General features: G+C 71.1%; 14 protein-coding genes. 8 read left to right on the top strand and 6 right to left on the bottom strand.

The annotated features are described in order from the left end of the window. The 3 genes from JJQ90_RS22185 to argF all read left to right on the top strand — a co-directional run. Positions 1-192, top strand: a 192-nt coding sequence (locus JJQ90_RS22185) for a hypothetical protein (protein WP_216878451.1), incomplete at its 5' end; no start/stop codon positions are given. A 15-nt stretch (positions 193-207) separates the two neighbouring features. After that, positions 208-1,410: an aspartate aminotransferase family protein gene (locus JJQ90_RS22180; RefSeq protein WP_216878450.1), complete on the top strand. Its 1,203-nt coding sequence runs from the start codon at positions 208-210 to the stop codon at positions 1,408-1,410. Next, positions 1,407-2,360 carry an ornithine carbamoyltransferase gene (argF, locus tag JJQ90_RS22175; protein WP_216878449.1) on the top strand — a complete coding sequence of 318 codons (954 nt, stop codon included), beginning with the start codon at positions 1,407-1,409 and terminating at the stop codon, positions 2,358-2,360. Before JJQ90_RS22180 ends, argF begins: the two co-directional genes overlap by 4 nt. Here argF and JJQ90_RS22170 read toward each other — a convergent pair. Then, positions 2,357-3,772 carry a hypothetical protein gene (locus JJQ90_RS22170; RefSeq protein WP_216878448.1) on the bottom strand — a complete coding sequence of 472 codons (1,416 nt, stop codon included), beginning with the start codon at positions 3,770-3,772 and terminating at the stop codon, positions 2,357-2,359. The two genes, argF and JJQ90_RS22170, sit on opposite strands and share 4 nt — an antisense overlap. A 145-nt stretch (positions 3,773-3,917) precedes the next feature. On the opposite strand from JJQ90_RS22170, the gene JJQ90_RS22165 reads away from it, so the two are divergent. The 3 genes from JJQ90_RS22165 to JJQ90_RS22155 all read left to right on the top strand — a co-directional run bounded on the left by JJQ90_RS22165 (position 3,918) and on the right by JJQ90_RS22155 (position 7,402). Then, entirely contained in the window at positions 3,918-5,336 is a 1,419-nt protein-coding gene (locus tag JJQ90_RS22165; protein WP_216878447.1) for a M16 family metallopeptidase, read from the top strand. Then, positions 5,333-6,589, top strand: coding sequence for a M16 family metallopeptidase (locus JJQ90_RS22160; protein WP_216878446.1), 1,257 nt, complete (start codon positions 5,333-5,335; stop codon positions 6,587-6,589). The genes JJQ90_RS22165 and JJQ90_RS22160 overlap by 4 nt, the downstream gene beginning before the upstream one ends. 96 nt (positions 6,590-6,685) lie before the next feature. Then, positions 6,686-7,402, top strand: a complete 717-nt coding sequence (locus JJQ90_RS22155; RefSeq protein WP_216878445.1) for a flagellar hook protein FlgE — start codon at positions 6,686-6,688, stop codon at positions 7,400-7,402. 54 nt (positions 7,403-7,456) lie between these two features. On the opposite strand, the gene JJQ90_RS22150 is transcribed toward JJQ90_RS22155, so the two are convergent. The 5 genes from JJQ90_RS22150 to tsaD all read right to left on the bottom strand — a co-directional run bounded on the left by JJQ90_RS22150 (position 7,457) and on the right by tsaD (position 11,320). Beyond that, the gene (locus tag JJQ90_RS22150) at positions 7,457-8,452 is read right to left on the bottom strand and encodes an NAD(P)H-dependent glycerol-3-phosphate dehydrogenase (protein WP_216878444.1); all 996 of its coding nucleotides are present in this window, start codon (positions 8,450-8,452) and stop codon (positions 7,457-7,459) included. Positions 8,453-8,460: 8 nt separating this feature from the next. After that, positions 8,461-9,288: a 23S rRNA (adenine(2030)-N(6))-methyltransferase RlmJ gene (locus JJQ90_RS22145; protein WP_216878443.1), complete on the bottom strand. Its 828-nt coding sequence runs from the start codon at positions 9,286-9,288 to the stop codon at positions 8,461-8,463. 54 nt (positions 9,289-9,342) lie between these two features. Beyond that, positions 9,343-9,561: a YMGG-like glycine zipper-containing protein gene (locus JJQ90_RS22140; protein WP_216878442.1), complete on the bottom strand. Its 219-nt coding sequence runs from the start codon at positions 9,559-9,561 to the stop codon at positions 9,343-9,345. Positions 9,562-9,626: 65 nt separating this feature from the next. Next, positions 9,627-10,124 carry a hypothetical protein gene (locus JJQ90_RS22135; RefSeq protein ID WP_216878441.1) on the bottom strand — a complete coding sequence of 166 codons (498 nt, stop codon included), beginning with the start codon at positions 10,122-10,124 and terminating at the stop codon, positions 9,627-9,629. Positions 10,125-10,243: 119 nt separating this feature from the next. Further along, the gene (tsaD, locus tag JJQ90_RS22130) at positions 10,244-11,320 is read right to left on the bottom strand and encodes a tRNA (adenosine(37)-N6)-threonylcarbamoyltransferase complex transferase subunit TsaD (RefSeq protein WP_216878440.1); all 1,077 of its coding nucleotides are present in this window, start codon (positions 11,318-11,320) and stop codon (positions 10,244-10,246) included. A 44-nt stretch (positions 11,321-11,364) separates the two neighbouring features. On the opposite strand from tsaD, the gene hemC reads away from it, so the two are divergent. Both hemC and JJQ90_RS22120 read left to right on the top strand, forming a co-directional pair. Then, positions 11,365-12,384 carry a hydroxymethylbilane synthase gene (gene hemC / locus JJQ90_RS22125; protein ID WP_216878439.1) on the top strand — a complete coding sequence of 340 codons (1,020 nt, stop codon included), beginning with the start codon at positions 11,365-11,367 and terminating at the stop codon, positions 12,382-12,384. After that, on the top strand, positions 12,377-13,123 hold the full coding sequence (locus tag JJQ90_RS22120; protein ID WP_216878438.1) for a uroporphyrinogen-III synthase: 747 nt from the start codon (positions 12,377-12,379) through the stop codon (positions 13,121-13,123). The genes hemC and JJQ90_RS22120 overlap by 8 nt, the downstream gene beginning before the upstream one ends. Positions 13,124-13,170: the final 47 nt, after the last annotated feature.

Raw genomic sequence — 13,170 nt, 5'->3', positions numbered from 1 at the left:
CGGCGTGAGCGCCAAGCTTTGGGAACTGGCCGATATGGTGGTGGTTTTGGAGGAATGGGAAAAGAGTCAGGGTCAGAAATCAAACTGACCCACTACCCGACACCGGCCGGCTTTGACCGCCGGGCCGAAATCGTGCAGCCTTTCCAGCTTCCGTGCTCGCCTTGGCGAATGGCGCCGGGCCGCACGGCGTGACGGAGGATGGATCGCGTGATCCCCGCCCTGATGCCGACCTACAACCGTGCCGACCTCGCTTTCGAGCGGGGCGAGGGCGCCTGGCTGTGGACGTCGGATGGGCGACGATTCCTCGATTTCGGCGCGGGCATCGCGACCAGCAGCATCGGCCATGCCCATCCGCACCTGACGAAGGTGATCGCGGAGCAGGCCGCCAAGGTGATGCACGTCTCGAACCTGTACCGCGTGCCGCAGGCCGAGGAGCTGGCGGCGCGGCATGTCGCGGCCTCCTTCGCCGACAGCGTCTTCTTCTGCAATTCGGGCGCCGAGGCGAACGAAGGCATGGTGAAGGCCGTCCGCAAATATCATGCGGAGACCGGCCACCCCGAGCGCTTCCACATGATCTGCTTCGAGGGGGCCTTCCACGGCCGGACACTCGCCATGCTGTCGGCGACGGGCAATGCCAAGTACCTGGCCGGCTTCGGCCCGCCGGTGCAGGGTTTTGATCACGTCCCCTTCGGCAACATGAATGCCGTGCGGGATGCGATCGGGCCGCAGACCGCCGGTATCATGATCGAGCCGATCCAGGGCGAGGGCGGCGTGCGCCCGGCCGATCTCCGCTTCCTGCGTGAGTTGCGCGCCGTCTGCGACGAATTCGGGCTGCTGCTGGCGCTCGACGAGGTCCAGACCGGCATGGGCCGTTCCGGCAAGCTCTGGGCGCATCAATGGGCCGGGATCGAGCCCGACGTGATGTCCTCCGCCAAGGGTATCGGCGGCGGCTTCCCGCTCGGCGCCATCCTGGCGAAGGAGAAGGTCGCCCAGTATCTGAAGCCCGGCACCCACGGCACCACCTATGGCGGCGGCCCGCTGGCCACCGCGGCCGGCAATGCCGTGCTGGACGTGATGCTGGCGCCGGGCTTCCTGGATCAGGTGGATGGCGTGGCGCGCCTGCTGTGGCGTGGCCTGCTCGACCTCGCCCAGAAGCACCCGAAGGTGGTCGAGGGGGTGCAGGGCGCCGGCCTGCTGCTCGGCCTGAAGCTGCGGCCGGAGGTCAATAATGGCGAGATGCAGGCCGCCGCCGTGGTAGAGGGCCTTCTGACGGTGGCCGCCGGCATGAATGTGCTGCGCCTCGCACCGCCTCTCATCATCACGGAGGCCGAGGTGGCGGAGGCGCTGCGCCTGCTCGACCGCGCCTGCCTGCGCATGACCCCGAGCGCGGCGCAGGTCGCGGCGAAATGAGTGCGGCGCTGAAAAGCGTGGCGGGAGGGGGCAGCCCCTCCCCGCGGCATTTTCTGGAACTGATGGACCTGGATGCGGCGACCCTGCGCCGCATGCTGGACCTCGGCGTGCAGGCCAAGCGCGGCCAGGTGGCCGGCAAGCCCCTGGCCGGCAAGTCCGTGGCGCTGATCTTCGAAAAGCCCTCCACCCGCACCCGCGTCAGCTTCGAGGTCGGCATCCGGCAGTTGGGCGGCGATGCCATCGTGCTGTCGTCCAAGGACATGCAGCTCGGCCGCGGGGAAACCCCGGCCGACACGGCCCGCGTGCTGTCCCGCTATGTCGATGCCATCATGCTGCGCACCGACAATGTGGCCAAGATCCGGGAACTGGCGGAACACGCCACCATCCCGGTCATCAACGGTCTGACCGATGTCTCCCACCCCTGCCAGTTGATGGCGGACATCATGACCTTCGAGGAGCATCGTGGCCCGATCGCCGGCCAGGTGGTCGCCTGGACCGGCGACGGCAACAACGTGGCCCAGTCCTTCATCCAGGCCGCCGCCCGCTTCGGCTTCACCCTGCGCCTGGCCACCCCGCCCGAACTCGCGCCGCCGGCGGAGCTGATCGCCTGGGCGCGGGCGGAAGGCGCGAGGATCGAACTGACCACCGACCCGCAGGCGGCCGTGGCCGGGGCGCGCTGCGTGGTGACGGACACCTGGGTCTCGATGTCGGACGAGACCTCCGAACAGAAGGTCAGCCGCCACAACCTGCTGGCGCCCTATCAGGTGAACGACGCGCTGCTGCGCCACGCCGCGCCGGATGCCATCGTCATGCACTGCCTGCCGGCGCATCGCGGCGAGGAGATCACCGAGGCGGTGATGGACGGCCCGCAAAGCGTCGTGTTCGACGAGGCGGAGAACCGCCTGCACGCCCAGAAGGGTGTTCTTCTGTGGGCGTTGGGGTTGGGCTAGGTCCCGGCCGGCGCGCCGCGCCGGCCAGCGACCAAGCGGGCAAATACCAGGCAGCCCATCAGGACCAGCAGCGGCACCACCGCCAGCAGGTAGCGCTGTTCCAGATGCACCGGCAGGAACACGCCGAAATGGCCGCCGATCACCAGCCAGCCGCCCAGCACCGGCCAGGCCCGGTCATCGCGGGCGCGGGCCAGCAGCAGCGGCGACAGGGCGGCGCCCGCCGCCAGGGCAAAGCCGATGGCGCGGCTGGCCAGCAGCGCCGATAGCAGCAGCAGCGCCAGCGGCGAACCATCCCGCCAGAGCGCCTCCGGCCGTCCGAACCAGGGGCGGGGCGCGCCGGTCTGGCGATACAACTCCGCCACCATGTCCACCGGCATGAAGCCCAGCCCGAACATCTTGGCGGGCAGCCGTACCATCATGGCGCGCAGCATCTCGCCGGGATGGCGGCGCCAGGCGCGGGAATAGCGGTCGCTGGCCAAGGCGGCGATCTCGGGCGCGGTCAGCCCGGCCTCGAACAGGCGCTGGTTCAGCGGGTCGATGCCGGCATAGCCGTCGCGGCCCACCGTCTCCCGCGCTATCCGGTCGAACAGGTCGTCGCCGTCATATACGGGCACGCCACGGGCCAGCAGCGGCAGCACCGCCTGGACCATGACGATCTGCCGGCTGGTGGACAGCACGGCGGCGCTGCTGCGGCGGTGATTCTCGGCCAGCAGCGCGCCCGCCAGCAGCAATACCGGCGCCAGCAGCAGCACCGGGCCGAGCAGCGCACGGCCGGCCCGGAAACCCGAGGCGCCGCGCCCGGCGGCGATGGCCGCGGCGGGCAGATAGGCCAAGGCGAGATAGGCCGTCGCCTCCCGCACCAGGGTCGCCAGCGCCAGCATCCCGCCGGCCAGCAGTACCGGCCACAGCCCGCGCCGGCGCAGCGCGCCCCAAAGCAGCACCAGCGCCGCGCCGCCGGCCAGCGCGCCGTGGATGGCATCCGTCATCACCGAGATCTGCGCCAGCATGGCGTGGCCGCTGGCCGGCAGCAGCGCCGCCACCACGGCGAGAACCGGCCCCAGGCCCAGCGCCCGCGCCGTGCGATGTGCCAGCGCGGCAAGCCCGGCCTGCGCCGCCATTTGCACCGCCACCAGCCAGCCGGGCCAGGATTCGGGGGCCAGCGTCTGCAGCAGGGCCAGCAGCGCCGGATAGCCCGGGGTGCGGAACAGCGTCGCCGGCGCCCGCCCCTCCCCCAGCAGCGCCGCCCCCTCCGGCAGCGGGCCGGCGCGCAGGGCCTCGGCGTAGGCCAGATAGGTCGGGCTGTCCGGGGTTTGCATCAGGCCGAAGGCCAGCAGCGCCAGCAGCGCCGGCAGCGTGGACAGGATCGCCACCAGGGCCGTCGCGCCCCATCCGCCTTGCGCTTCCCGGTCCATGCTAGGCTCCGCCTCGGTATCACGCGGCCGTTACCACCCGGCACCCCGCGCCGTCGAGGCGACCAGCCCATCGCCGTCGAGGCGACCGTAAGGAAACCGGGCCGGGTGCTTTGCCAACGGCCATAAGAGGCCCATGTTGGGAGGCATGACGATCTTGACCCGCCGCGCCGCCCTTCAGGTTGCCGCTGCCGCCGCCGCAGCGGGCACCATCCCTGAGGTGCTCGCCCAGATGCCGCCCACACCCTCCACCGCCGAACTGGCCGACCGCCCGCTGTTCGGCGCCACGCTGCGCACCCTGCCGAACGGGCTGCGCGTGGCGCATGTGGAACAGCGCCGCGCCCCTGTGATCGCCCAATACGCCTATGTGGCGGCGGGCGGGGGGGAGGATCCGCCGGGCCTGTCGGGCATCGCCCACTACCTGGAACACATGCTGTTCAAGGGCAGCCGCCGCGTCGAATCGGGCGAATTCTCGCGCCGCGTGGCGCGGGAGGGGGGCAATGACAACGCCTTCACCTCCCGCGACGTGACCGGCTATTTCCAGCATGTGGAAGCCAGCCGGCTCGGCCTGGTGGCGATGATGGAATCGGACCGCTTCGCCTCCGCCCTGATCCCGGAATCGGAGATGGAGTCGGAGCGCCAGGTGATCCTGGAGGAGCGCAGCCAGCGCACCGGCTCCTCCCCCCGCGCGCTGTTCTATGAGGAATTTGCCGCCGCCATGTGGGGCCGCCAGCATTGGCACGGCCGCCCGATCATCGGCTGGGAGGAGGAAATCCGGGCGATCCGCCATGCCGACCTGATGGATTTCTTCCGCGCCCGCTACGCCCCCGGCAATGCCGTGCTGGTGGTGGCCGGCGCCGTCAGCGGCGAGGCCTTCTGGGACCAGATCGCCGAGGAATGGGGCCAGGTGCCCGCCGGCCCCGCCGTGCCCCGCGACCGCGCCCCGCCGCCGGCCGAGATACCGGTGCCACGCTTCGTCAGGAACGACCCGAGGCTGCGGGGGGAGGCGACCTTCCTGCGGTCCTGGCAGGCCCCGACCCAGACCGCCGGCGCCACCGAACATGCCGATGCGCTGGAGGTGCTGCGCCACCTGCTGGGCGGCGGCCAGGGGTCCCGCCTGCATCGTGCCCTGGTGGAGGGCGGCCTCGCCCTCGCCGTCGGCGCTTCCTATGACGGCGATACGGCGAGCTGGGGCGATTTCGACATCGCCGCCACCCCGCGCCGCGACGTGGCGCCGGAGCGGGTGGAGCAGGCGATGATGGCCGAGGTGAAGCGCCTGCTGGATGCGGGCGGCCCGACCGAGGCCGAAGTCGCGCGCAGCATCCGGCAGATGTCCGCCGGCGCGCTGCTGGCCCTCGATGGCCTCGGCGCCGCGCCGCGCATGATCGGCGGCGCGCTGGCCATCGGCATGCCCCTCGACTCCGTGGAATTCTGGCCGCGCCGGCTGCGCGCGGTGACGCGGGACCAGGTGGCCGCCGCCGCCGTGGCCGTGCTCGGCCAGTCCCCCTCGGCCAGCGGGTGGCTGCTGCCCGAAGGGGTCGCGGCGCCGGCGGAGGTGCCGGCATGACCAGCACCTTCTCCGTCGCCATCCAGCAGGTCACCGCCCCCGGGGGGCAGACCGCCTGGCTGATCGAGGACCATTCCGTGCCGGTCGTCTCGCTCGCCTGGGGCTGGGGCGGCGGCGCGGCGCTGGATGCGCCGGAACATGGCGGGGCGCTGGCCATGGGCGCGGCGCTGCTGACCGAGGGCGCCGGCGATCTCGACATGGTGGGCTTCGCCGATGCGCTGCGCGATTCCGCCATCGGCCTGGGCTTCTCCGCCCAGCGCGACGGTTTCGAGGGCTCGCTGCGCGCCTTGCTGCCGGCGCTGCCGGAGGCGGTGCGGCTGGCCAACCTGGCGATGCGCGCGCCGCGCCTTGAGGCGGAGGCGATGACGCGCGTCCGCGGCCGGGCCGTGGCCGGCGCCCGCGCCGCCTTGGAAACGCCGCGCGGCCAGGTCGGCCGCGCCTTCTGGGCCGCCGCCTTCCCCGGCCATCCCGCCGGCCGGCCCACCGCCGGCACGGTGGAGACGCTGAGTACCCTGCCCGAACAGGCGATCCGCGATGCGCTGGCCCGTCAGATCCGGGCCGGCGGGGTGCTGGTCGCGGCCAGCGGCGCCATCACGGCGGCGCAGCTTTCGGCCCTGCTGCCGGCGCTGTTCGAGGGGCTGCCGGCGGATGCCCCGGCCTCCGCCCCGCCGCTGCCGGCCTTCACCGCCTTCGCGCCGGTTGTTCTGCAGGTGCCGTCGCCGCAATCGGCGATCCAGTTCGGCCAGGCCGGCATGCCGATCAACGATCCGGACTGGGAAGCCTTCCAGGTGGTGCTGCGCATCCTGGCCGGCGGCGGCTTCACCTCCCGCCTCATGGAGGCGGTGCGGGTGCAGCGCGGGCTGGCCTATGGCATCGGCGCCGGGCTCGACACGCTGTTCGGCCAGAGCGTGGTGGTGGGTTCCTCCGCCACCGACAATGCGCGGGTGGCGGAGACGCTGGAGGTGACCCGCGCCGAATGGGCGCGCATGGCCGCCGAGGGTCCGCAGGTGGCGGAGCTGGAGGATGCGGTGGCCTTCCTGACCGGCAACCTGCCGCTGCAGTTCACCGATACGCGCCGCATCGCGGCGACCCTGCTGGCGATGCAGCGCAACCAGCGCCCGATCGACTGGCTCGACCGCCGGGATGAGCGGCTGCGCGCCCTGACCCGCGACGGCACGGCGGCGGTGGCAGCGCGGCTGCTGCGGCCGGATGGTCTGGCGGTGGCGGTGGCGGGGCAGCCGGCGGGGCTTTAGTTGTTATGTCATAATAACAACATCGCCCGTTCCGGTCTTGTGGCACTGCGGACCCTTGGGCATGATGCCAGGGGACAGGTGAAGCCAGGACGCTTGATGCCGGAACTCTGGACCTATGGTGAAGGTTACTCGCGCGTCGTCGGCGACGACGCGCTGGGGCGTCTGGATTATGACACCACCTATTTCGACAATGGCGGCGTGCTGCATGTCGATTACGACAATGAGAACGCTTATGATTCATCCAGCCTGACGACGCGCTACGATTCCTCGGGGCGCATCACCCAGCAGGTCGCGCTTTACGACGATGGGACGAAGATCGAAACGGAACATTACCTATTCAGCGTGACAACAGTCTCGTCGATGACGCTGCGCTATGACGAATTGGGCCGCCTCGACAGCGCGACTTTCGTTAACAATGGCTGGCTCAGTTCCTATACAGACTACGACAATACGAACCAGTATTCATCGTCCTACATGACAACCCGATACAATGCCCAGGGCGACGTTCTTTCGCAGCGCGCCCAGTATGATGATGGTACATCCATCGAAACGACCTTCGATCCTGAAGGTCTTCATGACTACAGCAACCTGACCATCCATTTCGACGCTGTAGGCCAAAGACAGAATTTCGTGTCGCAGCAGGATGATGGGAGTGTGCTTTCTGGGGCCATTACGCTTGCGGTCCGGGAGCTCTCCGGCACTGGGCACATTACCATTGGCCATGGCTCTCTTGTTCTTGCCTCCGCGACTCTTGTTCTTGCCTCCGCGAGCGGATCAACGCCGGCAATTCAGATAACCGCTTCCGCGCCGTAATCATTCCAGCCCGCCCAGTAAGGCGCGTGGCGATGATCGGCCAGCGTCCGGGGCCTATTCGTCCCGCCTTGGCCTGGCCAGCAGCCGCCCCATGGCGTCCCCGATGGTCAGCTCGCCGGCCAGAAGCTCCGCCACCGCGGCGCAGATCGGCAGTTCCACCCCCGCCGCCGCCGCCCGCGCCACCAGAGCCGGCGCGGTCTCCACGCCTTCCGCCACGCTGACCCGCCCGGCCAGGGCGGCCTCCAGCGGCTTGCCCCGCCCCAGCTCCATGCCGAGGGAGGTGTTGCGGCTGCCGGGGCCGGTGGTGGTCAGCAGCAGGTCGCCGAGGCCCGAAAGCCCCGCCGCTGTTTCCGCCCGCCCGCCCAGCGCCACCGTCAGCCGCGACAGTTCCGCCAGCCCGCGCGTCACCAGCGCGGCGCGCGCATTCTCGCCCAGCCCCGCCCCCATCACCGCCCCGGCGGCGATGGCAATGACATTCTTGGCGGCGCCGCCGACCTGCACCCCCATCGGGTCATCGCCGCCATACAGCCGGAACCCGGCGGTGCCGAGCAGATCCGCCACCACCCCGCGCAGCCGCGCATCGGCGCTGGCCACCACCGCCGCCGCCGGCAGGCCGCGCCCCACTTCGCCCGCGAAATTCGGACCCGACAGAACGGCGGCGGCATTGTCCGGGCGCGCCTCCGCCAGGATCTCCAGCGGCAGGCGCAGGCTGCCGCGTTCCACGCCCTTGGCGCAGACCACCAGCGGGCAGGCGGTTTCGGGCCAGCCGGCCAGCACGCCGCGCAGATGCTGCACGGGGACCACCAGCAGGGCGAACAGGGCGCCCTCCATCGCCGTGGCGGCGTCTGCGGTCAGGCTGATGGCCGGGCTCAGCGGATGGCCAGGCAGGTAGCGGGTGTTTTCGCGCGCCTGGTCGATGGCCTCCGCCCGCGCCGCGTCCCGGGTCCAGAGCGTCACCGCGTTGCCGGCCCGCGCCGCCTGAAGCGCCAGGGCCGTGCCCCAGGCGCCTGCGCCCAGGACCGCGATGCGACGTCGGGCGCGTGGCGGCATGGCGGCCTCTATTCCGGGGTGATGCGGGTGAGAAGGGCGCCGGCCCCGGCCTCCCCGCGCGCCAGCAGCGGCACCAGCGCGCCGAGAATGGCCTGGGCCTGTTCGGCGAAACCGAAGGGCGCATTGGCCACCAACAGCCCGCAGCCGTTCAGCCGGGTGGGGTCGGTGGGTTCGCGCAGCAGCAGCTCGGCGGCGATGCAATCCGGCACCTGGGCGTCCTGCAAGGCGGTGTGGAAGGCGCGGGGTGGCGCGCGGTGCTTGATCGGATACCAGACGGCGACGATGCCGGCGCGGAAGCGGTGGCGGAGGCGCGCCAGGGCGGCGGCGCAGCGCTCGAATTCGCCGGGCTGTTCAAAGGGCGGGTCGATCAGCACCAGACCGCGACGCTCCGGGAAGGGGGTCAGGGCCTCCAGCGCCTCCCAGGCATCGCGGCCATGCACGGCCACCTGCCGGTCGCCGCGATAGCGGGCGCGCAGCGTCGCGTGGTCCTCCGGATGCAACTCGCACAAAGTGAGCTGGTCCTGCGGGCGCAGAAAGTTGCGGATCAGTTCGGGGGAGCCGGGATAGAGGTCCGGAAAACCGGCGGCGCGGACCTGGGCGGTGTAGTCCGCCAGTGGGCCTTCGGTGACATCCGCCACCAGGCCGATGCCGGCCCGCCATTCGCCGGTGCGCTCCGCCTCGGAGGAGGCCAGCGCGTAGGTGCCGATCCCGGCATGGGTATCCAGCACCCGGAACGGCTTTTGCTTGGCGGTCAGCGCCTGGAGCAGCGCCACCAGCAGCGCGTGCTTGGCGACATCGCAGGCATTTCCCGCGTGGAAGGCATGGCGATAATTCACGCCGCAGCGGGTAGCGCCGCCCGGAGGTCGACGCAACCCGCGCGGCGCGCAGCGTCAGTAGCGGCGGGGTGCGGTGACCGCTCCACCCACGGCGCCGGCGCCACCACCGATCAGCGCGCCCGTGCCGGCATTGCCGGAAAGCGAGCCGACCGCGGCACCCGTGCCGGCGCCGAGCAGGCCGCCGGAAACGGCGCGCTCACCCGGCGTCTGGCCGCAGGCTGCGACGGCGGCGGTGAGAACCAGGGCAGCGGCGAGACGGGGAAGAATGGTCATCGGGGCGTCCTCCTTGTGGTGCCGGGGCGAGAACGCGATGTGGCAGGGCGGGTTCCGGCAGGGATTCAGCCAGCCAGACGCTTGCGCAGTATGTCCAATTGGCTCGGCGGTAGCAGGCGGGCGACGGCCACCATGAGATCGACGATCGCCGCGAGCTGATCCGGTTGTTCGCGCGTTTCCAGGACCTCGCGCAGAACATTAATCCGCATCTTCGTGCTTGGCGCCTTCCCGAAACGAGCAAGGAATTCGACAAGCGACGCGTTGAGTTCGTCGTGAAGCTGCGAGGTCGGGTCAATGACGGCAAACCACTGGCGCAGTTGTGCTTCGGTTCGCCGCCCATCCCGATCATCTTCACCTGCGCCGATATAATCGGCAGCGGTGAGGCCCTGGTAGCCTACGAACTTGGAAGGCCCAAAGTGTGTCGTGCCGAGCTCATCCTTGTAGGCGTACCAAGCGCGTGCATAGGCGAGGCGTCCTTGCACGGCCGGACTCGAGCAGACTTCGGCTTCGAAGCGCCGAATATTTTCGATGGCGGTTGCGGGGGAGGAGATGAGTTTCGCCATAATGCTGATCCTTTATGCGTCGTCGTCGTGAACAAGACGCATAAAGCACTAGACAGCTAGTTTGCGCAAGTACCTCCTGCGGTAAATGCACAAAATACCGGATGCCGCCCTTGGAACCGTCAGCGAGCAGTCCTGTCTTCTCCACTCTCGGTCAGCTCCGCCAAGGGCCATCGCGGCCGGGGCGCGTGGTCCAGCCCCTCCGTCAGCCCTGCCCGCAGCCGCTCAATTCCCGCCCAGGCGATCATCACCGCATTGTCAGTGCAGAGCCGGATCGGCGGGGCGACCAGCGGCAGCCCGGCCTGCGCCGCCACGGCCGCCAGCGCGGTGCGGATTCCCTGATTGGCCGCGACCCCGCCCGAGACCACGAGGGCGGTCGCGCCCGGGGCCATGGCCAGGGCATGCGCCGCCCGATTGGCCAGGGTCGCGGAAACGGCGGCCTGGAAGCCAGCGGCGACATCGGCGCGGCCCTGATCGTCCAGCCCCTTGGCGACGATATTCGCCACCGCCGTCTTCAGCCCGCTGAAGGAGAAGTCACAGCCTTCCCGACCATAGAGCGGCCGGGGCAGGCTGAACCGCTTCGCATCCCCGCTGGCGGCCAGCCGTTCCAGATGCGGCCCGCCCGGCCAGGGCAGCCCCAGCAGCTTGGCGGATTTGTCGAATGCCTCACCCACCGCATCGTCCAGCGTGGTGCCGAGCCGCCGGTGCCGCGCCACGCCCTCCACCAGAACGCATTGGCAATGCCCGCCCGAGAGCAGCAACAGCAGGTAGGGAAAGGCCAGACCGCCCGGATGCACCCCCGGCAGGCGCGGCGTCAGCGCATGGCCCTCCAGATGGTTGATGGCGAGGTAGGGGATGCCCTGGGCGATGGCCATGCCCTTTCCCAGTGTGGCGCCGACGATCAGCCCGCCGATCAGCCCCGGCCCGGCGGTGGCCGCCACCGCCGCCAGCCCGGCCGGCGTGGTGCCCGCCTGGTCCAGCACGCGCCGCACCAAAGCCGGCAGATGCGCCAGATGCGACCGCGCCGCGATCTCCGGCACCACGCCGCCATAGGGGGTGTGTTCTTCGAGCTGGGACAGCACCGCCTCGGCCAGGATGGTGCCATCGGCGCGCAGGATCGCGGCGGCGGTCTCGTCGCAGGAGGATTCCAGGCCGAGCACCAGCGCGTCCTCCCGCAGATTCCCGACCCGGTCCGACATGCATCCACCTTTCAACACCCGGCGCAGGGGCCTAATACGCCCCCATGTCCGCCGTTCATCCCGCCACGCCCTATCCCGGCCATGCCGCGCACGGCCCGGTCCGCCCGCATTTCCGCAGCCTGCCGCTGCGGGTCGGCACCCGCGGCTCGCCGCTGGCGCTGTGGCAGACGCGGCACTTCCTGTCGATCATCACCCGCTTCTGCCCGGTGCTGCGCGATGTGCAGGCCTTCGAGGAGCATGCGATCCTCACCTCCGGCGACCGCACCCAGGACAAGCTGCTGGCCGATATCGGCGGCAAGGGCCTCTTCGCCAAGGAGATCCATGAGGCGCTGCTGGACCGCCGGATCGACTTCGCGGTCCACAGCCTGAAGGACCTGGAGACGGAGCTGCCGCCCGGCATCGTGCTCGCCTGCACCCTGCGGCGGGAGGATGCGCGGGATGCGCTGATCCTCGGCCCGTCCTGCGGCACGCCCGACCCCTCCGACCCTTTCGGGGCGCTGCCCGCCGGCGCCGTCATCGGCACCGCCTCGGTCCGCCGGCAGAGCCAGATCCTGCATGCGCGGCCCGACCTGCGCATCGAGATGATCCGCGGCAATGTGCAGACCCGCCTCGCCAAGCTGGGGGCCGAGGGCGGCCCGGCCGCGACGCTGCTGGCCCTCGCCGGACTGCGACGGCTGGGGCTGGAGGATCGCGCCTCTGTCGTGCTGGACCCGGATGCCATGGTGCCTTCCGCCGGGCAGGGCATCATCGGCGTCACCGTGCGGGCGGATGACGCGGAACTGCTCGAACTGCTCTCCGCCATCGAGGACCGGGAGGCCTCGGCGGTCAGTCAGGCCGAACGCGGGCTGCTGGCGGCGCTGGATGGCAATTGCCGCACGCCGATCGGCGGCCATGCGCGGCTGCTGCCGGATGGCCGGCTGCATCTGACCGGGCTGGTGGCCCGTGCCGATGGCAGCTTCCTGCTGAAGCGCAGCGCGCTGGGCGCCGTGGCCGAGGCGGCGGCGCTGGGGCGCGAGTTGGGCGACAGCCTGCGCCGCGACTGCCCCGCCGATCTCTTTGGCTGAGCCGGCCGGCTCCGTCCTCGTCACCCGCCCCGAGCCGGGCGGGGTGGAAACGGCCGCCCGGCTGGTGGCCCTCGGCTGGCAGCCATTGCTGGCGCCGGCCTTGGTCCTGGCGCCGCGCCCCCTCGCTTTGCCGCCCTGCCAGGCCGTGCTGCTGACCAGCCGCGCCGCCGCCCGCGCCCTGCCGGCCCCGATACCCGGCCTGCCCCTGCTGGCGGTGGGCGAGGCGACCGCCGAGGCGGCGCGCGAGCTGGGCTGGAAGGCCGAGGCGGCGGAGGGCACCGCCGCCGACCTCGCCCGGCTGGCCGCCGCGCGATTCGACCCGGCGGCCGGGCCGCTGCTGCTGGCGGTGGGCCAGGGCTATGCGCTGGACCTGGCCACCGATCTGCGCGCGCGCGGCTTCCGGGTGCTGCGCCGCATCGCCTATGCCGCACGGCCCGCCAAGGCCCTGCCGGAGCCTGTGCGGGACGCGTTTGGTCATGTCACCCCGCATCATGTGCTGTTCCACTCGCCTCGCTCGGCTGGCTGTGCCATCACATTGTTCCGGGAGGCCGGGTATGCGGCGACGATCGCAGGCATGTCGGCGTTGGCGATCAGTCCTCGCGTCGCGGAAGCGGCGCAGGCCGCGCTCGCCCCGTTGCGATGGCGCGCGCTGCGCGTCGCCGCGCGGCCGACCGAGGAAGCCTTGCTGGCGCTGCTCGGCCCCGCTGCGACGGGTTCGGGCAGCCAGACCCTGTTTTGACGCCTGTCCCGCCGCCGGTCCGCCCGGCGCGAGCAGGCTCTAGCCGC

Origin of the sequence: Falsiroseomonas oleicola, from assembly GCF_019029495.1 — a bacterium.
GTDB lineage: Bacteria > Pseudomonadota > Alphaproteobacteria > Acetobacterales > Acetobacteraceae > Falsiroseomonas > Falsiroseomonas oleicola.
The sequence above is the reverse complement of the archived record's forward strand: the minus strand, read 5'-3'. Positions and strand labels throughout refer to the sequence as shown.